Genomic DNA, 23,484 nt, shown 5'->3' with positions numbered 1-23,484 from the left:
CCAGTAAAATGAATGAGGCCCCGGAGATCCCGGAGCCTCTTCGATGTCGTCGTCGCGCTGACTAAGACCCCGGATCATCTCCGGGGCCTCTTTCACTTACTTACTGTGGAACCGGCATGGTTGGGGCGCGGTGCTGTGAACACCGGAGCCAGCCTATCCTGATCCGCGAGCGGCGGCGCGAGTGCGAGGCGCGGGCCGCCGTAGGTTTCGAGCAACCGCTTCGCGCGCCCCATGGCGTCTTGCGTCTGGCGCAGCTTGGCCAGATCGCGCTCAAGTCTTTCGTACAGGGGAACTACGACAGCACCATCCCTAACGACAAGATACGCGCATATCGCAAGCGCACGCTCAAGGCGCGCAATCGTGACCGGTTCGCTCATGCTACGGCTCTCCCTGGCTTGCTCCGGTTCAACAAACGTCGCTGTCGTCGTTGTAACTCATGGTCGCGCTCCAACTCGCTCCAATCATCGACCTCGGGCTCCGCGGCGACGGAATCGACGAGCGCCACGTTGTAGGCGGCGCGAAATTCCGGCGTCGTCGGATCGTTCGGCAGCAGAAAGCGCGGGCTGCCTCGGTCTACGCGAAACGATAGGTTCCCGTAACAATCGCGCTCGACATATCTCGGCAAGGGCTCCTGTTGCTGGCTTTGCGTCAGAGCGCCCACGCTTTGCGGAGCCTGCTTGCGAACTTGGCATTTGGTGCGAGTGACGGTGTCTTTGCGATCGCGCAGATCTTCCCGCAGCGAAATCAAAAAGCCGAACAAGGCAAACCCTGGCTCGACGGGTCGGATTGTAACTCCGCGATCGCTAATTTTCTCTTTCGTGGCTCGGCGGCGCTCTTGCCGTTCGAGCAAAAGCTGATCTGCTTCCTGTCGTGATGTCGTCATTGGTTGGTTCTCGCTGGCTGATCAAGCCGTAGCCCGTGGCGGACGGGTAGCCGGGGGTTGATCACGTGCGAGAACACGTCGAACGCTTTTGGGCTTACGCCTTGGACAGCGCGTTCGCCCCCGGCCTCATGGCCAATGATGTATACGGTGTCTCGTGGGCGATCAAACCCGCCGGCAGCCTGACGCGAATCAGGACGGTTGTAAATTCAGAACGTCCAACAAAGCTCCCGGAATTTGAAATTTAATACGTCCAACAAAAGCTCCCCGAGTTGGCGGCGGGTTGCGGATAACCTCTGGGTGTGATCCCCTTCAATCATGTTGATGGGGGCATTCACCGGATATCTGATGACCGCGGTGCTGGCAACTTCGCTCCTGTTCGCGCCACCGACTGCGCGGGCTCAGTCCCTCGGTGACATCGTGCAGTGTAAATTCTACACCAGGACTATTCCCTTAGAGCACGAGACCTGCGTCAAGCTGATCGGGACAGCCTACAATATGCATGACTACGGCGTCCGAGTTCATCTAAGCCATGAAACGCTTGTGAACATTTGCGCGAACGATGTGGCGAAGAAGTTTCCCGGCAAGTCACTGGCTGACTATCTCTCCGCCTGCGAAGATATTTTCGACCTGACCTTCTGATGCGGCTGATCGCACCAAGAACTTCTACGCCACGATCAGGTGTGCACGGCGCAGCTATGCTGGCCCGATCGGTCGATCATTGCGTGACGAATCAGGACTCCGGTTTCGCGACAACTCCCAGGCGCGGTGCGAGAAGAGACTGCTGTATTCCCTGAAACGATGCGCCAAACCCCAAACCTCATCGACGCCTGGCCAGCCGATGACTTCCTCGGGGACTTTCTTGCGCGTTAACCCTCTGGTCCCAACCCTGCCCAACTGACCTTCCGCAACGCTCGGAAACCAGTCGTCGTGAATGAGGCGATTGCGGGCTTCCTTATCGGACCAAAAATTGTCGATGCCACCGACAAGCTCATCTAGGTCAAAGCCGGACAGGCCCATACGACGGACAAGCTCAATAATCCGATCCTTTGCCTTCTCGTCTTTCAGCAGCCGAACGGCGCCAAGCTCGGCGTCATCACCGCCGCCGCATAACTCCGAGACAAACGCGAGGAGATCCGCCTCGCATTGGGCGAACAGCACGACCATGTTGCCAAGCGCGCGCACATATGGCCGATAGAACTCGTCCACAAGGTCATCGGGTTCGGACATGTCAGCCATCTAGCCGCTCCACAATGCGCTTGACCTGCACCGCAGACCAGTTGCCATTGCCGCGCGCCGTGGGAATGCCTTTGACGTTGAGGCCGGCTGCAATGGCCCGCAGGCTCGTTGCGCCGTCCGCCTGTAGAGCTTTGATCGCCGGGCCGATGTCTGCCGCCCGCGCATCGGCGCGCTTCTGTAGGGCCGCCTTTGACAGTGCCTGCATCTTCGCTGTTGGCTTCACCCCGCGATTGCCGCCGAGTTTCCTGCCGCGTTTCTTTGCGGCAGCCAGCGCGGCCTTCGTCCTAGCCGAGATCATGCCGGCCTCGAGCTCGGCGACGGCGACCATCTGCTGCAGCATGAATCGGCCGGTGGCGCCTTCAATCTGGGGCAGATCGGCGAAGCGAACGTCGACGCCGGCCTCCAGCAGACGCGATAGGAAGGCCACAGAGCGCGTCAGCCGGTCGACCTTGGAAACGACCAGCGAGGCGCGGTGAAGCCGCGCAGCGGCCAGCGCGTTGTCCAGGGCGGGCCGATCGGAGTTCTTGCCGCTCTCCACCTCGGTGAACTCGTCGACGATCTGCCAGTCGCCGCCGTTCAGATAGGTGGTCACCGCGGCGCGTTGCGCATCCAGACCCAGGCCGCTCTTGCCCTGTCGGCCGGTGCTGACCCTGTAGTAGCAGACGAACTTGCCGTTGTTCTGAGCCATGGTCGCCTCGCTACAAATGCGTCAACCTTCGTTGATGTATTCGTAACGGGCGCGGCGGCGATGTCAATCGGGCTTGGTCACCGAGCGCTAATTGGTTGGATCGTCTTTGGGTGGCGGCTGGCCCCATGGCCCTCGCGGCGATTCTTCCTCCGGCACATCGTTATAGGAATCGCCTTCCGGCCGTTCGGGCGTGCTGCCGTGGGGCAGCCCGCCGATCACTTCCACACGATGGATGACTTCCGTCACGCCGTCACCGCCACCGCCTGGTGTCGTCGGGTTGAGACGCGGGTGAACGAAGATCGCCGCATCCTTGGCGACGGCAACGGCGGCGCGGAGGTAATATTCAAACCGTTTTTTGTTGCTCGCGCTTTCGTCCGCCAGCGCTTCGAAGTTGCGCATGGCCTTGATCATGACGTCGAGCGGGGTTGAGCCGGACGCTGCAACGGCGCGTTCTCTCGCCGCGGTCGCCCTATTGGGGACGCCTTTTTTGCGACCGGCGCCGGGTCGTTTTCCGCCGTTCGCCATGGTGCCAGTTTTTCAGTTTTTCAGTTTCAAGCGGGTGTGACGGTGGCGATCGGGGCGGCGGCAGCTCCGGCTTGGGGCTTGCGATCTGGCGGCTTCATGGTGAGGGTGTTGCCTGTTGCGTCTGCACGACGATATTGCTGCCGGTCTGATTCATGATCCGAACATCGGTCTGCACATGGATGTGGCCGCCGGTCGCGTTCTTCGACGGATTGCTATACTCGTCGACCACTTTTCCCTTGATGCCCTGCTTCTGGAGTTCATCGCGGACAAGCTGCGCGACCATGGCAGCATCAGCTGGATTCTTGATCGTGAAGTCGAACGCGCGGCCGTCGTTGTGAGCTGACTTGAAGCCCTTGTGATAGTCGTCCTCTCCCGCCGTTATCTGGCCGAAGTCGTTCGGAATCCTGCCGCGGATGGATCGCGCGAGTGAAGCGAGACCAGGATCAAGTTTGCCGGCGCCCGGCTTGATCGGGAGATCGGTATCTGCCGAGCCTTTGGAGGTGTTGTCGGTCGGGCCGATCCCACCCTTGAAGATGTTGCCTAGCTGGCTCCAGGCCGTGGCCTTGCCCTCCGCGCGCTCCTTCCGCAGCTCGCCGACGGTCTTGAGGCCATCCCGGTGGTGCTGCGCCCAATTGTTTCGGTCGCGGATGCCCTTGGCGCCGGTGTCGCCTGCGACGTAGATGCCGAAATCCCGGACCTTGCCGGCAAACCACGAAAAGCCAGCGCCGACCGCCTTGATGTCGCCCTGGAATTTCTCGCTGCCGAGATACTCCGCGAACGTTTCGATGCCCTTGCCGATCCGCTCCATGGCGTCCGGTGGTATCGCCTTGGCAAGGTTCTCGATCGACCGGACGAGAGACCCGGACAGCTTCTCCATGCCGGGGATCAGCGGCGCCAGGCCCTTGACGAAAACGTTCTCGATCCGGTTGCCGGCGTCATCGAGCGCGGTGGTGAAATCCTGATAAGCGCGCTGTTCTCTCGAGCCCACAGCATAGTCGCCAGACAGCTTGCGGAATTGCGTCTGCTGCTGCGCGAACTCGCTGTCAGAGGTGCGCTTCAGCGTGCGGAACATCTCCGGCGAGATACCGAGATTGCCGAGCTGGCGCGAGTTGAACACGTTGGTCAGCAACGCGTCGTCCGTGCGCTTGGCGAGCTGCCGGATGCTGGCCAGCGCCTTCGCGCCCACCGTTGCCGTGTCGCCGGTGAGATCCTTGTCGGTGAGGCCGGCGCCGTAGAGCGCAACGCGCTTGGCTATGTCGGTGCGCGCGTCCTCGACGCCAGCCAGCAATGAGCCCGGATCGCCGAACCGGCCGAATGCCGTACCGAATGCCTTCGCGCCGCCATAGGTCGCGCCAAGCCCAAGCGCGGATTGGCGACCGCTCGCAACGTTGCCGGCCAGGCGGCTGACACCGAATAGGCCACCGGCGCCGACGAGTCCGCTGATCACTCCCGTGAGGCTGCCCCACTTCAGAAGCTGGCCGGTCACGTCGCGGATGTTGGTTGCGACGCCCGTGGTCTGCCGCTTGATACGCGTCCACGAACCTTCCTCCTGCCTTAGCAGTCTGAGTGCCGCCTCATGCGCCTCACCGAGCAAGCGCTGCTGGCCGATCGCCGCGGCCTGTTCCAGCACAAGATCGCGGAAGCCCTTCACTCCCTGCTGCTGCGCTTGCGCGATGTTGCGCCACTGCAGTGGCGTCGAGGCGAGCTGCTTCTGATATCGCTGGAAGAGCGCGTTGAATTGACGGAACGATGCGTCGTCGACATCAATCGAAATAATACTTTTAGCCGGCATGGTGGGGGCCCCGTCGTGTGTCGTTACTAGCGAGTGTCCGTACTATCTCTCGCGAGCAGAGCGCCAACTTTCACCTCGAGCGAGGTCATGCGGTCGTTGATTTGGTCGATCCGGCCGCTGATTTGGGTGATCCCGTGCTGCTGATCTTGGATAGCTGCCGTTAGCAGCGGCGTTACCATGCCGTAGTCCACCTGCCACGGATGTTTGTGATAGTCCGGATCCGACGACGGAATGACCGCCCAGGGATATTGCTGGTTCAACTCTTGAGCGAAGAAGCCAACGGCGTACTTGCCATCGACAGGCCCATCGTATTGTTCGCCGACATATTTGTGAACCCTGATCCCCATGACACGATTGATCGCGCCATCTAATGGACCGAGATCATGCTTTAGCCTCTGGTCACTTGTGCCTCCGTACATGACGTGGCAGGTGCCTCCGCTGTCGTTCCTCGTGACTGATCCAGCCAGAGCCGTCCCCGTTGGCGTGTACATAGCCAGATATTTGGTGGATGTGTCGTTGCAGATCGTGGAGCCGACACCCATGACGATGCCCTGATCACCGATCGTGTCGTGTGTGTTGAAGAGATTCATGATCGCGGTCGCGTACTGGCCGTTGGTCGTATACGACGCCGGGGCATTGCCCTGATCCAGAATAGATGTTGTGTTCATCCCGGAGATGCCAGGGATGCCGATCAGAAGGCCGGCATCATAGAACGGTGTGTTGGCATAACCTGAGCCGATGGAGAGGGCCGCAGTGTGATAGAAATGATTGCTGTCGCCAACGCCCGTCAGTGTCAGATTGAACGTTCCGATGCCCGTGCTGTTGTAGGTAGCGATCGAATAGCTCTGACTGAAATTGTTGGCATCCAATTCTAGGACGCGCAGCGGATTCGCACCGAACCCGGCAGCCGCCGTCGCTACCATGGCGCCACTCCACACCCCTCCGGTGGAACCAGAGTTTCCGGTGATCGCGGTCAGGATGTTGGCCTTGAATTGAGTGACGGTGCAACCGCCACAGTTTCCTGCCGCTGCGTTGAGCACCAGATTCGCCTCGGACTTCGTCGTCGATACCATTGACGACGGCGTCGCAAGCACACCTTGAGAGAGTGTCGACGTATCGAAATAGCTGTAGGTGCTGGCCTGGATGTTCGCCGCGGTGTTGGCCAACAACCCGTCATTGACGGAAAAGAGACCGGTGGTGGCGAAGCCGCCAGCACGTGAACCATTGACATAAAAGTCAATCGGGGTCGCGCCGATATTGTAGAAGGCCAGACCAGAAAGAGCCGGTCCTGAATAAATGAACGTCTTGTTTTGAAGTGCCGCAATCGCCGTATAGGCCGAACCAGCAGTTCCAAAGGCGCTGATGTCGTTGCTATTCGTCGTAATGAAAGCTGCCTCTGCCGAAATCCCGGTCGACAGGTTCGTGACGGTAAAGCTCGTCGATGTATTCTGGCTGATCGAGATCGACTGTTGAGCTGACCACGTGTTGGCGTGCGTGAGATTGACCGCAAGAGCAGCGCCTGAGAACGTCAGAGAGGGATCGAGCGTGATCGCGGATGCCGAGGTCGATGATCCGGTAAAATTTCCAAGGAGGCTGGAGGCCGTCACATTCTGCATCTTGGCATAGGTGACAGCCCCCGCGGTGATGGTGGTCGCCAGCGACCCGGCCGTGGTCGTCACGTCGCCGATCAAGCCCGGGAACTGCGTCGCCTGCAGCGTTCCAGTCAGAGCGGTCGTGGCGATGCTGGTCATCGTATTGCTGGCACCGCTGATCGTCTTGTTCGTCAGGGTCTGAGCGGCCGTCAACGTCGCGACGGTGTCGCTTGAACCGGGGAACGTCATCGTCGTCCCGTCGGTGCCGTTGAGCGTTAGCGAGTTCCCGACGCTCAAAGTCTTGCCGTTTGCAATCGTGAGAGTTGCGGACGTTGCCGGCGCGGTGATCGCCACCTTGTTGATGCTGGTCGCGGTGGCTATGCCCAGGCTCGGTGTGACCAGCGTCGGAGACGTTGAGAACACCAGCGATCCGGACCCGGTCTCATCCGATATCGTTGTGGCGAGCTGCGCGGACGTAGTCGATGCAAATTGCGACAGAGGGTTGGTGGTCAACGCGCACAGCGTGCAGGGCAGACTGGTGAGCGGAACACCACCGACATAGTACCCGACCGACACATTGATGGTGCCGGCGCCCTGATCACCTCCGACAACGTTCTGCGGGATCGTCACGCCGCCTTTGCTATAGGAGATCGTGCTTCCAGAAAGCACCCACGGATTCGGTGCCGGTCCAGGTCCCGGTCCACCGCTAGGGCCTTGCGCAGAAGCGATATGGCCTGAGATAGCCAGCACAAGAAGAGAAAGCTTGAATGCGCGCACGGCCCGATCCTTCTTCGTGATGTTGGCGTTGTTTGCAAATTGATAGGTCGGCGCGGCCATTTATGTGTCCCCGGTAAATTTGGCGAGCGCGGCGATCTGATTCCGCAGTCGGAATGATGGTTGTGTGGAGGCGGGCGTGCCGGCGCACCGTGCGAGGCATGCCGCGCCGGTCGCGGTGTTGTCCGGCCGGCGCGGCATGGCTTGTGGCTTACTGCTGGCGAACCCCGATGTAGCTGACGTGCCGGACCGGGCGGCTCAACTGCTTCACGAAGGTTCCGCGGCCGATCCACTCGTTCACGGTGTGCCCGCCCGGGAGGGACTTGGTGATCATGCGGTGCTGGAACTCCGGCATGCCATCGGTGTTCATACTGCTCGCCATGGCGTCGCTCCGGATGTCCGACACGACTTGCTCCAAAGCAATTTGGTCCGCTGCGATAAGCTGAAGGTCGACGCCCTTCCAGCGGGGACTGTGCGCCTGCATCTTGCGGGCCAGGCGAATCTTGTACGGGATGAGCTGCTCTGCATACATTGGGGGCTCGGCGCGGGATCCCAAGGCCCGCATCACCGCGTCCGCCTTCGCTTGTGCATCGGCGTACGCATCGAGATCGGCCATCGGCCGCACCTGCGTCTTCTTCATTGCGGAAACTTCGTGAGCCAGCGCTACGAACTCGGAGCGAGGGACGCTATCGCTCCGGCTGTCTGCAGCGGTCTGACGCGCCGCGTGCTTAAACTCGCCGATGGGATCGCGATCGTCGTTGTCGCGCCGCATGGAGCGGTCCATGTGCGTACGCGAACCGGCGGCGTCTGCGGCCTTGATCTGGCCGGCGAGTTGATCGTAGCTCGCACTGACGTCGTCGACGCGGCCGGCTAGATTCGAGATGTCAGCGCGGAGTCCTTCAGCGATAGCAGCGATCGCTGCGAGCAACTTTTCTTCATCCATTTTCGTAATCCCCTTTGTAGAGTTGGTGGTGACGGTTTGTCGGTTGGTGCAGATGTAGCACGCTTTCCGCCAGCGCGGCTCGCGGCCCTTGTGGAGAATTCGCTGGTTACCCTTTGCGCATAGTGGTTTCGACGCAGCTCTAACAGGCAACAATATATTTTTGCGCGATCAAGCTCTCGACGGCGGAATCAAATCTTCGGCGAGGCCACAGGCCGGGCAATTGGTGCCGCAGCTCGTAAGGCAGCTCAAAGGCGGTGTTCTCGCCGTGCAGGAACCGCAAAAATTGCAACATGGTGTAGCTGTCTGCCAAACGGAGACGAAGCAGCTCGGTCCCCATCTCGGCGCGTATCCGGTATCTCTGCAACTTCATCGTTCTGCTCTCAGTTCGGTTGGTGGTTGGTCTTTTAATCTTAATCGTCCGCCTCACAGAGGCACGTTCGCGGCCGGACTCCTCCAAGCCGGCGAACGTGCGGGGAGCGTGCCCTATGGCCGGCCCTGATCATCACAGCTTTCCGCTCCGCATCGCGCTCGCGCATGGTCTCGATCATGTCGTCTAGCTCGGCCAGGTACGCATTCAATGCGGGAGAGCGCGGCAGGCCAAGCGATTGGTAGTAGGCACCATGAAACACGCGGAGCATCATTGAGCCGCAGCCGGACGCCGCGTCGTCGACATCGACGTCGTCGATCAGCGCATCACCGGGGTCGGCAATCTGACCACGCCCTGTTTCATCACACGGCCTGTCGACGTGGATCGAGGAAGGAAGAGGCTTGCCAATGGGTTTGCTGGTCTCCCGGCTGTGCGCCTCTCCCTGATCGGTGGTGCTGCCCGATGCCTCGTGAGAGTGTTTCGTGGGAGGAGAAGCAGAAAGAGGTATTGCCGACGTTTTACTGTCACCGGCCTCAAGCTTCGCTTTTTTCCGCCGGTAATACGTGCTTTCCGAAATGCCTTCGGCGATCCACGGTTTGGTTGCTGCGGCGGACTGCGCGCGTGGCGTCGCACCGGCCGCGGCCCGACGAGCCGCGGCGTTAAGCTTATCCTTCTTGCGGCGGCGCTTCTCCCGTTGCGCCTTGGTGAAATCAACGGCGCCGATGGTGCGGATTTTGAGCTGCGTTCGCGTCGCGTCGGTCAGGCCGAGTTCACGCGCGAGCGGATCGGCCTTCCATCTCAGGCCGATGCCGGCGCGGGCGATCAGCGCTTGCAGCTCGGCGCCTTCGACTTCCGGCAGCCAGTCCGCAGCCCATATCCAAATCCGGTTCGGATCAATCTGTGCCAGGTGATCGGCCATCAAGCGAAGGTCCGCGCGGCCCGCGTCATCATCGGGCAGCGATCGGCCGCCGTATGCGTGAACGAAAAACCGCTCCAGTTCGGAAACGCGAAGGCGCGCCATTAGCGGGCCTTTCGGGTACCGGCGGCGCTGCTTATCCGCGAGCGCGATTTTCCGGTGCAGCCCGATTTGATTTGGCGTCTCGCCGGCAAACTTCTCGATCGTCACTCTCGACCCCTTCGGTGTTGTTCCGAAGGGAGAGGCCCGAACCTTTGCTCTTGAACTGCGACTCGCGCTATGCGATCACATCAAGTGCAAAGGTAAAGGTTGGCCCCTCTCCCTTGCTATTCTCTCTCTCGACTTCTATTCGGTGTTGGCGCCCATCAGCTCAGCTGGTGGGCGTTCTGCTTTTAGGAATCAGCTTGTCCGCGCCGGACGTGTCCGGAACGGTTGGTCGTCATCAGCTCTCGCTGTGATCATTCTTCAATGCCGCATGCGATCGGCGCCGTCATCTGAAAAGAGTTGTTACCGCTGCAGATTTTTTGAGGAGCGGCGGTAGTTTCTCGACGTCTACAAACTCGCACCATTCTGTGTGATCGATGCACGCGCGAAAAGCTGTTACCGTTCTCAGTGCGAAGCGCACCGACAACGATTGATCTCCTCGAAGCGAAGCGGTATCTCTCGATAGCCAACTGATGGTTCTCCTCCGTCGGTTGGTGTTGGTGTTGCTACCTTCGTCGCTTTTGAAAGATGCCGGCTCCCGCGTTCCTGTCGCTGGAGCCGGTTTCGTTTCCAGCCCAGGATGCCGTCAGACCGCTCGATCACGCGGCGCGCTGCCGTTTGCGCGCGGATCTTCCCCACCGGCCGCGCCGCAGAACAGCCGGCGAACGTCTGTGACTTTTTCCGGGACCTTTCGCCGCCTATCCGGGACTTTTGCCCTGCTTTGTCGGCTTTTCGTTCTCGGCGGTGGAAACCGGCCGCAGCGAAAAGCCGCTGTATTTCAAGGGACTTGTGGTTGAAAATCACCTTCAGCCCGGAGGCGTCTCCAGCATCTGGAAGCTCGGATGCACCAACGCTTCCGGCGCAATCGCCAGCACGATCAGCGCAGCCACCGCCAGAGTGCGGAACGTGATCGCGCGGCGATCGACCATGACCGCGATCAGCACCACCGCCGTCATGAAGAAGGATCGCTGGGTCGCGACCTCCGCACCCGACAGCAGGAGATAGAACGCGGCAGCGACAAGCGCGGCGGCAGCCGACCATTTCTTGATCGGATGGGCCGCCGTCAGCGCCGGAAACAGCGCGAGCAGCGCGCGGATTACGAAGAACACCACGCCCGCGACGACGGCCATGTGATAGCCGGAGATCGACAGGACGTGGCCGAGCCCGGAGATGAACATCGCATCGTTGACGGGCGTGGTGATCGCATCGCGCCGGCCGGTGAGCAGCGCGGTCGCGATCGCACGCTTGTCGCCGTCGAGCGTGGTGCGGATGCGCGCGTCGATGGCATCGCGCAGGTTCTGCATGATGGCCGCATAGCGCAGCGTGAGGCCGCCGCTTGCCGGCGGTTCCTTCGTCTTGATCGCGCCCATCACGAAGCCGGAGGCGCCGATGCCCTGGAAATAGAGATCGCGGCCGAAATCATAGGAGCCCGGGCGCTGCGGTCCGAGCGGCGGCTGCAACCGCGCCTTCAGTTCGACGAAGCTGCCGACCTCGGGCGCGGTGCCCTTCTTCACCGAGAGCCTGACGCGCTCAAGCTTCATCGTGTCGCGCGGGCTTTCCATCGAGACCACGCGCAGCACGAAGCGGTCGGTCTTCTCCCTGATGTCGCGCGTCGCGACGAAACCGGTTAGCGCCACCGAGAACATCGGTCGTGCCAGCACGCCGTGCGCAATCCGCGCCGTCTTCCAGGTCGCGGTGGCAAAGCCCGCCGCCACGGCGGCAACCATGACGATGGCGGGAAATACCTTCTGCCGCCGCAGCAGGACGGCGAGTGCGCAGAGCGCGATCGCGGCGATTGCCGCGACCGAGAGCATCGGCTCGTGCTCGGCCGCGAAGTAGAATGCGATACCGGTGCCGAATGCCATCGGAACCCACGGCAACAGCCGCCCGGCCCCTGCCTCGGCGCGAACCCATTGCCGCAATGTCTCGACGAGCGGCGGCCAGACGCTGACGCGCGCCGGTACGTAGCCTCCGATGGGCGCGGCCGCGCGCGGCGGCCATGTCCCCGCGTAGCCGCGCTTGCCGCCCGGCGTTGTGCCCTGCTCCGCCATCTCGCCTGTGATCCCTGCCGCGCGCAAGGCTAGCGGAACGGATCACAGGCTCGCTAGCGGAACAGAACGGGAAACCGGGGGGAGCCCGACGGGCGTGGCTAGATCAGCGGCGTCTGTGACGACACGTGATGGCACGCGATCTTCCAGTCATCGTCCTCGCGCACGATCGCCCAGGTGATCTTCACCGCCAGCGACGGCGTATTCCCGTCAAGGAAGAACGATGCGATTGCAGCCATGATGACGAGATCGGGGTTGACCCGCTCGGTCCTGACCTCGGTGAACTGGGCCCGCGGCGCATTCCAGCGCGGCAGGAAGTTGACATAGGCCTTCACCCCATCGCGGCCGCGATAGAGGGTCGGGTTCGACCCGAAGAAGAACGCGCTCTTCGAATAGAGCGCGGCAAGCGCATCGGCGTCGAGCTTGCCGAAGCCGGCGGACCAACTGGCGATGATATCGGAGGCAATGTCGTCAGTTTCACTTGGCATCGATGGCCTCCCGTTCGTCGACCACGATGGGCGTGGCCTAGCTCTTCCCGCCGACTTCCTTGGCAAAGGTGTCGCGCAGGCCGATGGTGCGGTTGAACACGAGCTTGTCCGCGGTCGAGTCCCGGTCCCGCACGAAATAGCCCTGCCGTTCGAACTGCACCACGTCGAGCGAATTGCTCTCCGCGATCGCCGGTTCGACGCGCGCGTCCGTCAATACTTCCAGCGACTGCGGGTTGAGGTCGGCAGCGAAGGTGTCGGCGCTCGGGCTCGGATTGGAGAACAGCTGATTGTAGATGCGGATTTCGGCCGGCTTCGACTGTGCCGCTGAAAGCCAGTGCATCGTCGCCTTCACCTTGCGGCCGTCGGGCGCGTTGCCGCCCCTGGTCGCGGGATCGTAGGTCGCGCGCAGCTCAACGATCTCGCCAGCGTCGTTCTTCACGACATCAGTGCATTTGATGAAATAGGCATAGCGCAGCCGTACCTCGTTGCCGGGCGAGAGGCGGAAGAACTTCTTCGGCGGGTTCTCCATGAAATCGTCGCGCTCGATATAGAGCTCGCGGCCGAAGGCGATCTTGCGGGTGCCGGCCTCGGGATTATCAGGGTGGTTGATCGCCTCGAGCTGCTCGACCTGCCCTTCCGGATAGTTCTCGATCACGACCTTGAGCGGCCGCAGCACCGCCATCCGCCGCAGCGCCGTGCGGTTCAACTCTTCGCGAATGCAGAATTCGAGCATCCCGACATCGACCACGCTGTTGGCCTTGGCGACGCCGATGCGCTTGATGAATTCGCGTACCGCGGCCGGCGGCACGCCGCGCTGCTTCAGGCCGGCGATGGTCGGCATGCGCGGGTCGTCCCAGCCCGAGACATGACCGTCGCGGACGAGCTGAGTCAGCACGCGCTTGGACAACAGCGTGTAGGTCAGGTTGAGCCGCGCCATTTCATACTGCCGCGGCTTCGACGGCACCGGCAACTTGTCGAGCAGCCACTCGTAGAGCGGCCGATGATCCTCGAACTCCAGCGTGCAGATCGAGTGCGTGATGCCTTCAATGGCGTCCGACTGGCCGTGGGCGTAGTCGTAGCTCGGATAGATCGACCATTTGTCGCCGGTGCGCGGATGGTGGGCGTGCAGGATACGGTACAGCACGGGGTCGCGCAGGTTGATGTTGCCGGCGGCCATGTCGATCCTGGCGCGCAGCACGCGGGCGCCATTCGGAAATTTACCGGCCTTCATGCGACGGAACAGGTCGAGGTTCTCCTCCACCGAACGGTCGCGGAACGGCGAGTTCTTGCCCGGCTCGGTCAGCGTGCCGCGCGAGGTGCGGATCTCCTCCTGCGATTGGTCGTCGACATAGGCGTGGCCGGCCTTGATCAGGCCCTCGGCCCAATCGTAGAGGCGCTCGAAATAGTCCGAGGCGAAGAAGAGGTTGGTCCCCCAGTCGTAGCCGAGCCAATGCACGTCGGCCTGGATGGAGTCGATATATTCCTGCTCCTCGCGGGTCGGATTGGTGTCGTCGAAGCGCAGGTTGCACTGGCCGCCGAACTCCTGCGCGATGCCGAAATTCAGGGCAATCGACTTGGCATGGCCGATGTGCAGGTAGCCATTCGGCTCCGGCGGGAAGCGCGTCACGATCCGGTCGTGCCGGTGGGAGGAGAGATCGGCCTGGACGATGTCGCGGATGAAATCGCGCCCTGCCTCTGCTGTCGCCGTGTCAGTCGTCATCAATGGGTTCCCTGGAGGGTTCAAGCCGACCTTCTGCCAAATTCGCCGGATTGAGCCAAGCCTGCTTTGGCCAACCAATTGGCCCGTCGAGGCTTTAGTTATGTCCGGTTCCTGTTATACACCACCGCCATTCCAGCATACGACTCGTCCAATCATGACCGATTCCATCATCACTCGTTTCGCGCCCTCGCCGACCGGCTTCCTCCATATCGGGGGAGCCCGCACCGCGCTGTTCAACTGGCTCTACGCCAAGAAGCTTGGCGGCAAGATGCTGCTCCGGATCGAGGACACCGACCGCGAACGCTCGACCGAGGCGGCGATCGACGCCATCCTGGACGGACTGAAATGGCTCGAGCTCGATTGGGACGGCGACGTCATTTATCAGTTCAGCCGCGCCGCCCGCCATCGCGAGGTCGCCGAGAGCCTGCTCGCCTCGGGGCGTGCCTATTACTGCTACGCGACGCCGGAGGAGCTGACCGCGATGCGCGAGAAGGCGCGCGCCGACGGCCGCACCCGGCTCTATGACGGCCTCTGGCGCGACCGCGATCCCGCCACGGCGCCATCAGGCGTCAAGCCGACCATCCGCCTGAAGGCGCCGCAGACCGGCGAGACCGTGATCGAGGACCAGGTCCAGGGCCGTGTGGTCTGGCAGAACGAGAACCTCGACGACCTCGTGCTGCTGCGTGGCGACGGCACCCCGACCTACATGCTCGCGGTCGTGGTTGATGACCACGATATGGGCGTCACCCATGTGATCCGCGGCGACGATCACCTGATCAACGCCGCCCGCCAGAAGCAGATCTACGACGCGCTGGAATGGGACATCCCGAACATGTCCCACATTCCGCTGATCCACGGTCCCGACGGCTCCAAACTGTCGAAGCGCCACGGCGCGCTCGGCATCGACGCCTACCGTGCCTTGGGCTATCTGCCGGCCGCCTTGCGCAACTACCTCGTCCGGCTGGGCTGGAGCCACGGCGACCAGGAGATCTTCTCGACCCAGGAGATGATCGAGGCGTTCGATCTGTCAGGCGTCGGCCGCTCGGCGGCACGGTTCGATTTCGCCAAGCTCGAGAACCTCAACGGCCACTATATCCGCCACAGCGACGATCAATCCCTCGTGACCCAGTTCGAGAAAGTGCTGGACTATGTTCCCGAGGGCGCGGCGCTGAAGGCCAAGCTCAACGACACCACGCGCGCGCAATTGCTGCGCGCGATGCCGAGCCTGAAGGAGCGTGCCAAGACGCTGATCGAGCTGATCGCGGGCGCCTATTTCATCTTCGCCGACCGCCCGCTTGAACTCGAGCCGAAGGCCGCCGCGCTGCTGACGCCGGAGACGCGCGCGCTGATCGGCCAGCTGCGCACAGCACTGGACGCCGTGAACGACTGGACGGCGGAGAGCACCGAGACCGCCATGCGGAATTTCGCCGAGCAGAACAATCTGAAGCTTGGCGCCGTCGCCCAGCCGCTGCGGGTCGCGCTGACCGGACGGACGACGTCACCGGGAATTTTCGACGTCCTGGCGGTGCTGGGACGCCAGGAATGCCTCGACCGGCTGGCCGATCAGGCGACGTAATGATCTTGCATGGTCCCCGCCCAGGGGCCATCTTGCAGCGCACATTGCAATAAGCTACCCATCTTCCGACGCCTTCTAGACGAGCCGTTCCGTCCGCCAAGCGCCGCCTAGCGGCTCCCCGGCAAGGTCGGTTTTCACAACGAATTCATCGGGGATCACACGATGGACGCAAAATCCAGCAGCAAAACAGCCACCCTCACGATCGGCAACAAGACCTATGATTTCCCGATCCTGAGCGGCACCATCGGGCCTGACGTTATCGATATCGCCAAGCTCTACGGCCAGGCCGGGGTGTTCACCTACGACCCCGGCTTCACATCGACCGGCAGCTGCCAGTCCAAGATCACCTATATCGACGGTGACGCCGGTATCCTCGAATACCGCGGTTATCCGATCGAGCAGCTCGCCGAGCACGGCGACTTCCTCGAGACCTGCTACTTGCTGCTCTACGGGGAGCTTCCGACTCCGGCCCAGAAGAAGGACTTCGACCATCGTGTGATCCATCACACCATGGTCCACGAGCAGATGGCCCGCTTCTACCAGGGCTTCCGCCGCGACGCCCATCCGATGGCCATCATGGTCGCAGCGGTCGGCGCGCTGGCCGCGTTTTATCACGACTCCACCGACATCACCGACCCGAAGCAGCGCATGATCGCTTCGATGCGCATGATCGCGAAAGTGCCGACGCTGGCGGCGATGGCCTACAAGTACACCATCGGCCAGCCCTTCATCTATCCGAAGAACTCGCTCTCCTTTGCCGAGAACTTCCTGCGGATGTGCTTCGCGGTGCCGTGCGAGGAATACAAGATCAACCCGGTGCTCGCCGACGCGCTCGACAAGATCTTCATCCTGCACGCCGATCACGAGCAAAATGCGTCAACCTCGACGGTTCGTATCGCCGGCTCATCGGGCGCCAACCCGTTCGCGTGTATTGCGGCCGGCATCGCATGCCTGTGGGGCCCGGCGCACGGCGGCGCCAATGAAGCAGCACTCGCGATGCTGTCCTCGATCGGCACGGTCGACAAGATTCCCGAGTTCATCGCCAAGGTGAAGGACAAGAACAGCGAAGTCCGCCTGATGGGCTTCGGTCACCGCGTCTACAAGAACTATGACCCGCGCGCCAAGATCATGCAGAAGATGTGTCACGCCGTGCTGGCGGAGACCGGCCATGGCAACGACCCGATGCTGAAGGTCGCGCTGGAGCTGGAAAAGATCGCGCTGAGCGACCCCTACTTCATCGACCGCAAGCTCTATCCGAACGTCGATTTCTATTCGGGCATCACGCTGAAGGCGATGGGCTTCCCGACCTCGATGTTCACCGTGCTGTTCGCGGTCGCCCGCACCGTCGGCTGGATCAGCCAGTGGAGCGAGATGATCGAGGACCCGCAGCAGAAGATCGGCCGGCCGCGCCAGCTCTACACCGGCGTCGGGCGCCGCGACTATGTGACGATCGACAAGCGCACGTAACGGCAGCAACAGCCGCGCGTCGAAATCCCGCCCAAAGAGCAAATCTCTTGGGCGGGATTTTTGTTTCGACACGACCTTGGAAGCCGACGCAATTGGAGACAAGCAATGCTTACAGGATCCTGTCTGCGCGGAAAGGTGGCCTACGAGGTTGACGCCGACGCCGGCCCGATCGTGCATTGCCATTGTGCGACCTGCCGGAAGACGCACGGCTCTGCCTTCTCGACCGTCACCAACGTTCCGCGCGAGCGGTTTCGCTGGATCAGGGGTGAGGACCTGTTGCGCGGGTTCGAGTCCTCGCCCGGCAAGACGCGCTACTTCTGTTCGCAATGCGGATCGCATATCGTCGCCGCGCGCGCGGGCAAGAACAGCATGCTGCTGCGGATGGGTTGCCTCAACACGCCAATCGCTGACCGGCCGAAGATGCACATCTGACGATCGGATGCGGCGTCGTGGTTCGACCCGAAGGACGAGTTGCCGGAATGGCCGGAGGGCGGCCCGCCGCGGACTTAAATCGCGTTCGCTGTTGATTGCATCAGAACCGAAGCTCCAGATGTCTGACGCATTTTCGCGCGAACCGACGTCGACTTCACTCGAAGGCGTTCAGCAAGCTCATTTGCGTTGCCGCCGCTTGCGTTTGCCCCGCGCGACTTCGGTCGCGAGCGCGTCGAGACGCGGCAGCCAGAACGCCCTGAACTGGTCGAGCCAGTCGTCAATCTCGCGCAGCCGCCCCGGCTGCACGGCGTAGATGCGGCGCGTGCCGTCGGCGCGGACCGACGCGAAACCAGCATCCCGCAACACCCGCAGCTGCTGCGATACCGCCGATTGGGTAATCCCGAATTCGCCTTGCACCACGGCGACGATATCACCCGAACTGTGCTCGCCGGTCGCGAGCAGCTCCAGGATGCGCCGGCGGACGGGATCGCCGAGAATGTCGAAGGCGTGCACTGATCGCTAGCCTCCACCCCCCGGCTCCAGCTCGCCGCAATAGAACGCGGTCGTGTTCGCGGCCGCTCTCCGCGCCGCGGCTTCGGCCGTGCCCGCGGCGATCGAGGCCCTGCACCAGTCCGCGCTGATCCGGCGGATGAAATCCTTGCCGTCGTCGGACGCGGGCCACGCCGCGGCTGCGTCGCGGTCGAACTGCTTTCCCGAAGCAAGGTGCAGAGCGAGGCCCATCAGCGCGAGGTCCCAGCCCACGCCGACCGCGCCCGGTCCGTAACGATCCCAGAAATCACCCTCGACGACGGAGAGATGCTCCAATTCCAATCGGCTTCCCCCAGAGTGATCATCGGCCAGCATCACGGTCAACCAGCTGACGCTGCCCATGGCCTCCCAAGTGACGGCAAGCTGGCGCGGCGGCTCGCAGGCGATGATTTCACCGCCCGCCTGCCCCTGGAACTGATACCGGCCACCGAGTTTCAGATCGCCTGAAATCGGCAGAAACCAGCGCGGAATGCGCTCCGGATTGGTCAGTGCATCCCAGAGATCGGCGATGTCCGTATCGTAGCTGCGGGTCGCGATCACCGCCCGCGTCGGCCTGCCGTCGCGCTCCCTGAATGCGACTTCGCGAACGACGGCTCCGGCATAGGCGATCGGATCGATCTTCATGGGCAGGCTCCTTGTGTTATATTAGCTACATCTAATATTAGCTCAGTCTTATAATCGGACGCAACTGAAACTGTCGCGGCCGGATGCCGCGCGGAAGCCTCTTCATCAGATGGTCGCTAGCCGGACCGGCGGCCCATTGTCGCCAGCACGATGTCGGCAGCGCGGACGCTTGGCGACACGTTGCCGGTCGCCATCTTGGCATCCAGCGTCGCGAATGCCTCGAGCTGCCGTCGGCGCGCGGCCGAATCCGCAAGCACGTCGCCAAGCGCCTGCGCAAGCTTCTCCGGCGTGCAATTCTCCTGCAGGAACTCCGGGATGACGTCGCTGCCGATCACGAGATTGGCGAGGATCACCGACGACACCTGGATCGCACGCCGTACAATGAATGCCTCGACGGCGCCGACGCGATAGGCCGTCACCATCGGAATGCCCGACAGCGCGAGCTCCAGCGTCACGGTGCCGGACTTCGCCAGCGCGGCGCGCGCGAGGCGGAATGCCGCGCGCTTCTCGGTCTCACCGACGGCGATCTTCGGCAGAACCGGCCACGCCGCCACGCCCTCCCGCACCATCGTCTCGAGATGCGGCATGGTCGGAAGCACGAGCTCGAACTCTGTCCGTTGGCTGAGCTCGCCGAGCGCTGCGCCGAACAGCGCCAGATGATGCCTGATCTCGCTGCGCCGGCTGCCGGGCAGAACCAGCAAGACCGGCGGCTCGGTATCGCGCCGCTTCTGTTCCTGCGCGCTCGGTCGGAGCGATGCGAACTGCTCGGTCAGGGGATGGCCGACATAGCTGCATGGCGGCCCGCGTAGCTTGCGATATTCCTCCGGCTCGAACGGCAGCAACGCCAGTACGTGATCGACATAGCTCCGCATCGCCCGCGCCCTGCCCGGCCGCCACGCCCAAACCGACGGCGACACATAGTCGACGATCGGGATGCCCGGATTGCGCGCGCGGACGCGGCGCGCGACGCGGTGGGTGAAATCGGGACTGTCGATGATGACGAGCATGTCCGGCGCATCATCGAGCACCGCGTCAGCCGTGCGGCGGATCAACCGCAGGATCTTGGGCAATTGCTTGACGACGGCGGTAAACCCCATGATCGACAGCTCTTCGATCGGAAACAGCGGGTCGATCCCCTCGCGCGTCATTGCGCGGCCACCGACGCCGGAAAACCGCACGGCATCGCCGAGCCGTTGCCGCAACACCTTCATCAGGGCCGCGCCGAGTCGGTCACCGGACTCCTCGGTTGCAATGATGAAAATCTTTCGCCCGATCGCAGGGGTGCGCGCCATCAGCCGGCCAGACCAATGACAAAGAGCTGCCTGGCGTCGGCGGCATCGATCAGCGCCTGCGGATCGGCAGCAAGCGTGTTGCCGGCGATCACTGCGACCCCGGCGATGCCGGCCGCTGCCGCGCCCTCGACTGTCCGCGGGCCGATGGTCGGCAGATCGAAGCGCAGATCCTGGCCGCTTTTGGGCGCTTTCACCAGCACACCGCGGCCGGCCTTGGCTCGGATGCGGCCCTCGGCGCGCAGCCGCTTCACGCGCACCAGCAGCCCATCGGTGCCCTCGATGTCCTCGACCGCAACGACATGCCCGTCGATCACGATAGCGGCCTGACCGATGTCGAACGGACCTAGCGCCTCAAGCACCCCGCGCCCCCGTGCGATGTCTGCCAGCGCGCTGCCGTCGGGAAGCGTGCGCGTGATGACCCCTTCCGGCATCAGGAGATCTGGCGCCACGTCCTTGATTCCGACCATGCGGAAGCCCTGCTGCTCGAAGATACGGCCGACGCTCGATAGCAGGTGGTCGTCACCGCCGCGAAACGCGCGCGCGACATGGCCAAGCAGGCGCAGCGTGCCCCAGTCGAGCCGGATCTCCGACAGCGCCGGACGGACCAGCGTACCGATGAAGATCAGGTCGCGACAGCCCTCGTCGCGGAACAGCCGCGTCGCTCGCCCGAGCTGGCCGACCGAGATCCAGCGGTGACGAAACCGCTGCGCGCGCGCCGGATCGCAGGCGCCCCGCAACGGGAACAGCACCGGCGTGATGCCGCGCGCGACCAGCGAGTCCGCCACGGCGAACGGCATGGCGCCGCCGCCGGCGATCACGCCGACCGGCGAGGAGATCGAGGAAGCCGCTGACGTCATCTGGCGGCCATCGCGTGCTCAGCGCTCGTTGTCAGCGGCGGGAAGACACAGCGCAAGGTGCGTGCCGGTATCAATGAAAGCAAGGATTTCCGCGATCGCGGGATCCTCGCCGGAGAGCGATCGCACAGCGGCCAGCCGTTCGGCAAAAATGCCCGGGCCGTTGAACAGCTTTTGATAGAACGAGCGCACGGTTGCGAGCCGCTCTCTGGTGAACTTGCGCCGTTTCATACCGACGATGTTCAGACCCTCGAGCATGGCACGGTGGCCGCTGGCCAGCCCGAACGGGATCACATCGCGGCGCACGCCGCTGATGCCGCCGATCATGACCTGCGAGCCAATGCGCGCGAACTGATGCACCGCGGACAGGCCGCCGATATAGACGAAGTCGCCGATCTCGCAATGCCCTCCGAGTGTTGCCGAAGTCGCGAAGATCGCATTGTTGCCGACCGTGCAGTCATGGCCGACGTGGCTGTTGTTCATGAAGAAGCCGTGATCGCCGACGCGGGTCAGGCCGCCACCCTTGACGGTGCCGACGTTCATCGTGACGCCTTCGCGGATCGTGCAGGCCTCGCCGACTTCGAGACGCGTCGGCTCACCGCGGTAGCTCAGGTCCTGCGGCGGGCCGCCGAGCACAGCGAATGGCGAGATGACGCAGCCGGCGCCAATCGTTGTATGCCCGATGATCGTGACATGCGCGATCAGCTTGCAGTTCTCGCCGATGACGACGTGGGGCCCGATCATGCAGAACGGACCGATTTCGGTGCCGGCGCCGATCACCGCGCCATCCGCGATCCGCGCAGTGGGATCGATCATGTTCATGGAATTGGAATCCGGATTCGTTGATTGCGCTTTGGGCGCGAAAGTGTCGGGTTTTCCGGTCGTTAGCGCGACTTTGCCCGACCTGTCCAGTGACGTATCATGACGGCCTGTTGCGGATCGCGGGAACGGAGGGCCGACGCGCCTGCCTTGGCGACTTCTCGCCTCAGTCGGTCAGCATGGCGCCGACATCGGCCTCGGCAACGATCTGCCCGTTGACCTTGGCATCGCCGTGAAACCACCACATCGTCTTGCGCCTGCCGATCGAACGCATGTGGTACTCGATGGTGTCGCCGGGCTGCACCGGTTTCCTGAACTTGCACTTGTCGATCGTGAGGAAATAGACCGCGCGCGGCTTCTCGGTGCCCTCGACCGATTTGATGCCGATCACGCCCGCAGTCTGGGCCATCGCCTCGATCATCATCACGCCGGGATAGACCGGGCGGTCGGGAAAATGCCCCTGGAACGGTGGCTCGTTGAAGGTGACGTTCTTGATGCCGATGCCACTGTAATCAGCGCGGATCCTGACGACCCGGTCGATCAGCAACATCGGAAAACGGTGCGGCAGCGTCTTCAGGATATCGTTGATATCGACGAGCTCGAACCTGACCGGTGACTCCTCCATCACTCCTTCCCCTCACCCTTCGCATCAGCGGCGTTGTCGCGCACCAGCCGCTCCACCGCCAGTATCTCCCTGAACCACTGCTTGGTCGGCTTGGCGAAGTGCCCGCCCCAGCGGCCGTTGGGCGGGATGTCGTCCTTGACCGCACTCATGGCCGTCACCTGGGCGCCGTCGCCGATGGTGAGGTGGTTGTTGATCCCCACCTTGGCGCCGAGCGCGACATGGTCGCCGATCGTCAGGCTGCCGGCGAGCCCGATCTGGGCCGCGAGCAGGCAGTGCCTGCCGATCGTCACATTGTGGCCGATCTGGACCTGATTGTCGATTTTGGTGCCTTCCCCGATCACCGTGTCGCGCAAGGACCCGCGATCGATGGTCGAGGCAGCGCCGACCTCGACGTTGTTCTGGATCAGCACGCGGCCGGTTTGCGGGACCTTGATATGGCCCTCGGAGCTGAAGAAGATGAAGCCATAGCCATCCTGGCCGATATTGCAGCCGGTATGGATCAGCACGTTGTTGCCGATCAGAGCAAACTGGATCGTGGTCTTGGCGCCGACATTGCAGTCCCGGCCGATCTTCACGTCTGCCCCAATCACGGCCCCGGCGCCGATGATAGTCCCGGCACCGATCTCCACCCGCGGTCCAATGACGACAAGCGGATCGACGATGACGCCGTCCTCGAGATGTGCGGTGGGGTCGATGATCGCCGACGGCGCAATGCCTTCGGTGCCGAACCAGGATTGCGGCCGCAGCGCATCGGCGTGCCATTCGCGGGCGATCTGGACGAAGGCGTGGAACGGCTTGGCTGCCCGCAACACGGCAACCCCCTTCGGCACCTGCGCCTCGAAGCGCTGGCTGACCAGGCATGCGCCGGCTTTGGTCGCGGCGAGCTGATCGACGTATTTGAGGTTATCGAAGAAGGCGAGGTGCATCGGACCGGCCTCGTCGAGCGAAGCCAGTCCCTTGATCTGTTGCGCGCCCCTCGCGGGGTCGACCAAATGCGCCTTCGTCAGCGTGGCGATCTCAGCCAGCGTTGACGAAGGAGGACTCTTGAAGAAGATCGGCCGCGTCATTCC

General features: G+C 62.8%; 23 protein-coding genes and 1 pseudogene. 4 read left to right on the top strand and 20 right to left on the bottom strand.

What is annotated here, in order from left to right; translation table 11 throughout:
- Nucleotides 1-92: 92 nt before the first annotated feature.
- Nucleotides 93-377 (bottom strand): hypothetical protein, encoded by a 285-nt coding sequence (locus ACP2YO_RS23255; RefSeq protein ID WP_426442892.1) that lies wholly within the window; start codon nt 375-377, stop codon nt 93-95.
- Nucleotides 374-883: a hypothetical protein gene (locus ACP2YO_RS23250; RefSeq protein WP_426442891.1), complete on the bottom strand. Its 510-nt coding sequence runs from the start codon at nt 881-883 to the stop codon at nt 374-376. The genes ACP2YO_RS23255 and ACP2YO_RS23250 overlap by 4 nt, the downstream gene beginning before the upstream one ends.
- 345 nt (nt 884-1,228) lie before the next feature.
- On the opposite strand from ACP2YO_RS23250, the gene ACP2YO_RS23245 reads away from it, so the two are divergent.
- Nucleotides 1,229-1,522, top strand: a complete 294-nt coding sequence (locus ACP2YO_RS23245) for a hypothetical protein (protein ID WP_426442890.1) — start codon at nt 1,229-1,231, stop codon at nt 1,520-1,522.
- Nucleotides 1,523-1,576: 54 nt separating this feature from the next.
- Here ACP2YO_RS23245 and ACP2YO_RS23240 read toward each other — a convergent pair whose 3' ends face one another.
- The 11 genes and pseudogenes from ACP2YO_RS23240 to ACP2YO_RS23190 form a co-directional block, all read right to left on the bottom strand.
- Nucleotides 1,577-2,119 carry a hypothetical protein gene (locus ACP2YO_RS23240; protein ID WP_426442889.1) on the bottom strand — a complete coding sequence of 181 codons (543 nt, stop codon included), beginning with the start codon at nt 2,117-2,119 and terminating at the stop codon, nt 1,577-1,579.
- Nucleotides 2,112-2,807, bottom strand: a complete 696-nt coding sequence (locus ACP2YO_RS23235; RefSeq protein WP_426442888.1) for a recombinase family protein — start codon at nt 2,805-2,807, stop codon at nt 2,112-2,114. Before ACP2YO_RS23235 ends, ACP2YO_RS23240 begins: the two co-directional genes overlap by 8 nt.
- 87 nt (nt 2,808-2,894) lie before the next feature.
- Nucleotides 2,895-3,332 carry a hypothetical protein gene (locus ACP2YO_RS23230; RefSeq protein WP_426442887.1) on the bottom strand — a complete coding sequence of 146 codons (438 nt, stop codon included), beginning with the start codon at nt 3,330-3,332 and terminating at the stop codon, nt 2,895-2,897.
- A 94-nt stretch (nt 3,333-3,426) separates the two neighbouring features.
- Nucleotides 3,427-5,124 carry a hypothetical protein gene (locus tag ACP2YO_RS23225; RefSeq protein ID WP_426442886.1) on the bottom strand — a complete coding sequence of 566 codons (1,698 nt, stop codon included), beginning with the start codon at nt 5,122-5,124 and terminating at the stop codon, nt 3,427-3,429.
- Between the two features lie 26 nt (nt 5,125-5,150).
- The gene (locus tag ACP2YO_RS23220) at nt 5,151-7,553 is read right to left on the bottom strand and encodes a tail fiber domain-containing protein (protein WP_426442885.1); all 2,403 of its coding nucleotides are present in this window, start codon (nt 7,551-7,553) and stop codon (nt 5,151-5,153) included.
- A gap of 148 nt (nt 7,554-7,701) precedes the next feature.
- Nucleotides 7,702-8,433, bottom strand: coding sequence for a hypothetical protein (locus ACP2YO_RS23215; RefSeq protein WP_426442884.1), 732 nt, complete (start codon nt 8,431-8,433; stop codon nt 7,702-7,704).
- A gap of 139 nt (nt 8,434-8,572) precedes the next feature.
- Nucleotides 8,573-8,803: a hypothetical protein gene (locus tag ACP2YO_RS23210; protein WP_426442883.1), complete on the bottom strand. Its 231-nt coding sequence runs from the start codon at nt 8,801-8,803 to the stop codon at nt 8,573-8,575.
- 40 nt (nt 8,804-8,843) lie between these two features.
- Nucleotides 8,844-9,926, bottom strand: coding sequence for a hypothetical protein (locus tag ACP2YO_RS23205; RefSeq protein WP_426442882.1), 1,083 nt, complete (start codon nt 9,924-9,926; stop codon nt 8,844-8,846).
- 821 nt (nt 9,927-10,747) lie between these two features.
- Nucleotides 10,748-11,971 (bottom strand): annotated as a pseudogene (locus ACP2YO_RS23200) (ComEC/Rec2 family competence protein); the annotation flags it as partial.
- A gap of 98 nt (nt 11,972-12,069) precedes the next feature.
- Entirely contained in the window at nt 12,070-12,456 is a 387-nt protein-coding gene (locus tag ACP2YO_RS23195; protein ID WP_426442881.1) for a YybH family protein, read from the bottom strand.
- A 37-nt stretch (nt 12,457-12,493) separates the two neighbouring features.
- Nucleotides 12,494-14,179, bottom strand: a complete 1,686-nt coding sequence (locus ACP2YO_RS23190; protein WP_426442880.1) for a glutamine--tRNA ligase/YqeY domain fusion protein — start codon at nt 14,177-14,179, stop codon at nt 12,494-12,496.
- Nucleotides 14,180-14,330: 151 nt separating this feature from the next.
- On the opposite strand from ACP2YO_RS23190, the gene gltX reads away from it, so the two are divergent.
- From gltX to ACP2YO_RS23175, 3 genes are all read left to right on the top strand, one after another.
- Complete coding sequence (gene gltX / locus ACP2YO_RS23185) at nt 14,331-15,752, top strand: glutamate--tRNA ligase (protein ID WP_426442879.1); 1,422 nt, start codon at nt 14,331-14,333, stop codon at nt 15,750-15,752.
- 162 nt (nt 15,753-15,914) lie between these two features.
- Nucleotides 15,915-17,219: a citrate synthase gene (gene gltA, locus ACP2YO_RS23180; RefSeq protein WP_426442878.1), complete on the top strand. Its 1,305-nt coding sequence runs from the start codon at nt 15,915-15,917 to the stop codon at nt 17,217-17,219.
- 105 nt (nt 17,220-17,324) lie between these two features.
- The gene (locus ACP2YO_RS23175; protein ID WP_426442877.1) at nt 17,325-17,651 is read left to right on the top strand and encodes a GFA family protein; all 327 of its coding nucleotides are present in this window, start codon (nt 17,325-17,327) and stop codon (nt 17,649-17,651) included.
- A 177-nt stretch (nt 17,652-17,828) separates the two neighbouring features.
- On the opposite strand, the gene ACP2YO_RS23170 is transcribed toward ACP2YO_RS23175, so the two are convergent.
- The 7 genes from ACP2YO_RS23170 to lpxD form a co-directional block, all read right to left on the bottom strand.
- Complete coding sequence (locus ACP2YO_RS23170) at nt 17,829-18,164, bottom strand: ArsR/SmtB family transcription factor (RefSeq protein WP_426442876.1); 336 nt, start codon at nt 18,162-18,164, stop codon at nt 17,829-17,831.
- 6 nt (nt 18,165-18,170) lie between these two features.
- Complete coding sequence (locus ACP2YO_RS23165; protein WP_426442875.1) at nt 18,171-18,824, bottom strand: SRPBCC family protein; 654 nt, start codon at nt 18,822-18,824, stop codon at nt 18,171-18,173.
- A 116-nt stretch (nt 18,825-18,940) separates the two neighbouring features.
- Complete coding sequence (gene lpxB, locus ACP2YO_RS23160) at nt 18,941-20,116, bottom strand: lipid-A-disaccharide synthase (RefSeq protein ID WP_426442874.1); 1,176 nt, start codon at nt 20,114-20,116, stop codon at nt 18,941-18,943.
- Entirely contained in the window at nt 20,116-20,973 is an 858-nt protein-coding gene (locus tag ACP2YO_RS23155; RefSeq protein WP_426442873.1) for an LpxI family protein, read from the bottom strand. The genes lpxB and ACP2YO_RS23155 overlap by 1 nt, the downstream gene beginning before the upstream one ends.
- Before the next feature lie 18 nt (nt 20,974-20,991).
- Entirely contained in the window at nt 20,992-21,792 is an 801-nt protein-coding gene (lpxA, locus tag ACP2YO_RS23150) for an acyl-ACP--UDP-N-acetylglucosamine O-acyltransferase (protein ID WP_426442872.1), read from the bottom strand.
- Nucleotides 21,793-21,955: 163 nt separating this feature from the next.
- Nucleotides 21,956-22,414 carry a 3-hydroxyacyl-ACP dehydratase FabZ gene (gene fabZ, locus ACP2YO_RS23145; protein ID WP_426442871.1) on the bottom strand — a complete coding sequence of 153 codons (459 nt, stop codon included), beginning with the start codon at nt 22,412-22,414 and terminating at the stop codon, nt 21,956-21,958.
- A complete protein-coding gene (lpxD, locus tag ACP2YO_RS23140; protein ID WP_426442870.1) occupies nt 22,414-23,481 on the bottom strand; it encodes a UDP-3-O-(3-hydroxymyristoyl)glucosamine N-acyltransferase in 1,068 nt (355 codons plus the stop codon). Before lpxD ends, fabZ begins: the two co-directional genes overlap by 1 nt.
- Nucleotides 23,482-23,484 lie beyond the last annotated feature (3 nt).

The sequence above is a fragment of the Bradyrhizobium genosp. P genome (assembly GCF_049949265.1).
Taxonomy (GTDB): Bacteria; Pseudomonadota; Alphaproteobacteria; order Rhizobiales; family Xanthobacteraceae; genus Bradyrhizobium.
The sequence above is the reverse complement of the archived record's forward strand: the minus strand, read 5'-3'. Positions and strand labels throughout refer to the sequence as shown.

Excerpts from the sequence above, each read along its gene's own strand:
- gltX (WP_426442879.1), top strand. The coding sequence starts at position 14,331 with ATGACCGATTCCATCATCACTCGTTTCGCGCCCTCGCCGACCGGCTTC.
- ACP2YO_RS23250 (WP_426442891.1), bottom strand. The coding sequence starts at position 883 with ATGACGACATCACGACAGGAAGCAGATCAGCTTTTGCTCGAACGGCAA.
- lpxA (WP_426442872.1), bottom strand. The coding sequence starts at position 21,792 with ATGAACATGATCGATCCCACTGCGCGGATCGCGGATGGCGCGGTGATC.
- ACP2YO_RS23235 (WP_426442888.1), bottom strand. The coding sequence starts at position 2,807 with ATGGCTCAGAACAACGGCAAGTTCGTCTGCTACTACAGGGTCAGCACC.
- gltA (WP_426442878.1), top strand. The coding sequence starts at position 15,915 with ATGGACGCAAAATCCAGCAGCAAAACAGCCACCCTCACGATCGGCAAC.
- ACP2YO_RS23230 (WP_426442887.1), bottom strand. The coding sequence starts at position 3,332 with ATGGCGAACGGCGGAAAACGACCCGGCGCCGGTCGCAAAAAAGGCGTC.
- ACP2YO_RS23245 (WP_426442890.1), top strand. The coding sequence starts at position 1,229 with ATGACCGCGGTGCTGGCAACTTCGCTCCTGTTCGCGCCACCGACTGCG.
- ACP2YO_RS23175 (WP_426442877.1), top strand. The coding sequence starts at position 17,325 with ATGCTTACAGGATCCTGTCTGCGCGGAAAGGTGGCCTACGAGGTTGAC.
- ACP2YO_RS23240 (WP_426442889.1), bottom strand. The coding sequence starts at position 2,119 with ATGGCTGACATGTCCGAACCCGATGACCTTGTGGACGAGTTCTATCGG.
- lpxD (WP_426442870.1), bottom strand. The coding sequence starts at position 23,481 with ATGACGCGGCCGATCTTCTTCAAGAGTCCTCCTTCGTCAACGCTGGCT.
- ACP2YO_RS23165 (WP_426442875.1), bottom strand. The coding sequence starts at position 18,824 with ATGAAGATCGATCCGATCGCCTATGCCGGAGCCGTCGTTCGCGAAGTC.
- ACP2YO_RS23155 (WP_426442873.1), bottom strand. The coding sequence starts at position 20,973 with ATGACGTCAGCGGCTTCCTCGATCTCCTCGCCGGTCGGCGTGATCGCC.
- ACP2YO_RS23255 (WP_426442892.1), bottom strand. The coding sequence starts at position 377 with ATGAGCGAACCGGTCACGATTGCGCGCCTTGAGCGTGCGCTTGCGATA.
- ACP2YO_RS23195 (WP_426442881.1), bottom strand. The coding sequence starts at position 12,456 with ATGCCAAGTGAAACTGACGACATTGCCTCCGATATCATCGCCAGTTGG.
- ACP2YO_RS23210 (WP_426442883.1), bottom strand. The coding sequence starts at position 8,803 with ATGAAGTTGCAGAGATACCGGATACGCGCCGAGATGGGGACCGAGCTG.
- ACP2YO_RS23215 (WP_426442884.1), bottom strand. The coding sequence starts at position 8,433 with ATGGATGAAGAAAAGTTGCTCGCAGCGATCGCTGCTATCGCTGAAGGA.
- fabZ (WP_426442871.1), bottom strand. The coding sequence starts at position 22,414 with ATGGAGGAGTCACCGGTCAGGTTCGAGCTCGTCGATATCAACGATATC.
- lpxB (WP_426442874.1), bottom strand. The coding sequence starts at position 20,116 with ATGGCGCGCACCCCTGCGATCGGGCGAAAGATTTTCATCATTGCAACC.
- ACP2YO_RS23220 (WP_426442885.1), bottom strand. The coding sequence starts at position 7,553 with ATGGCCGCGCCGACCTATCAATTTGCAAACAACGCCAACATCACGAAG.
- ACP2YO_RS23225 (WP_426442886.1), bottom strand. The coding sequence starts at position 5,124 with ATGCCGGCTAAAAGTATTATTTCGATTGATGTCGACGACGCATCGTTC.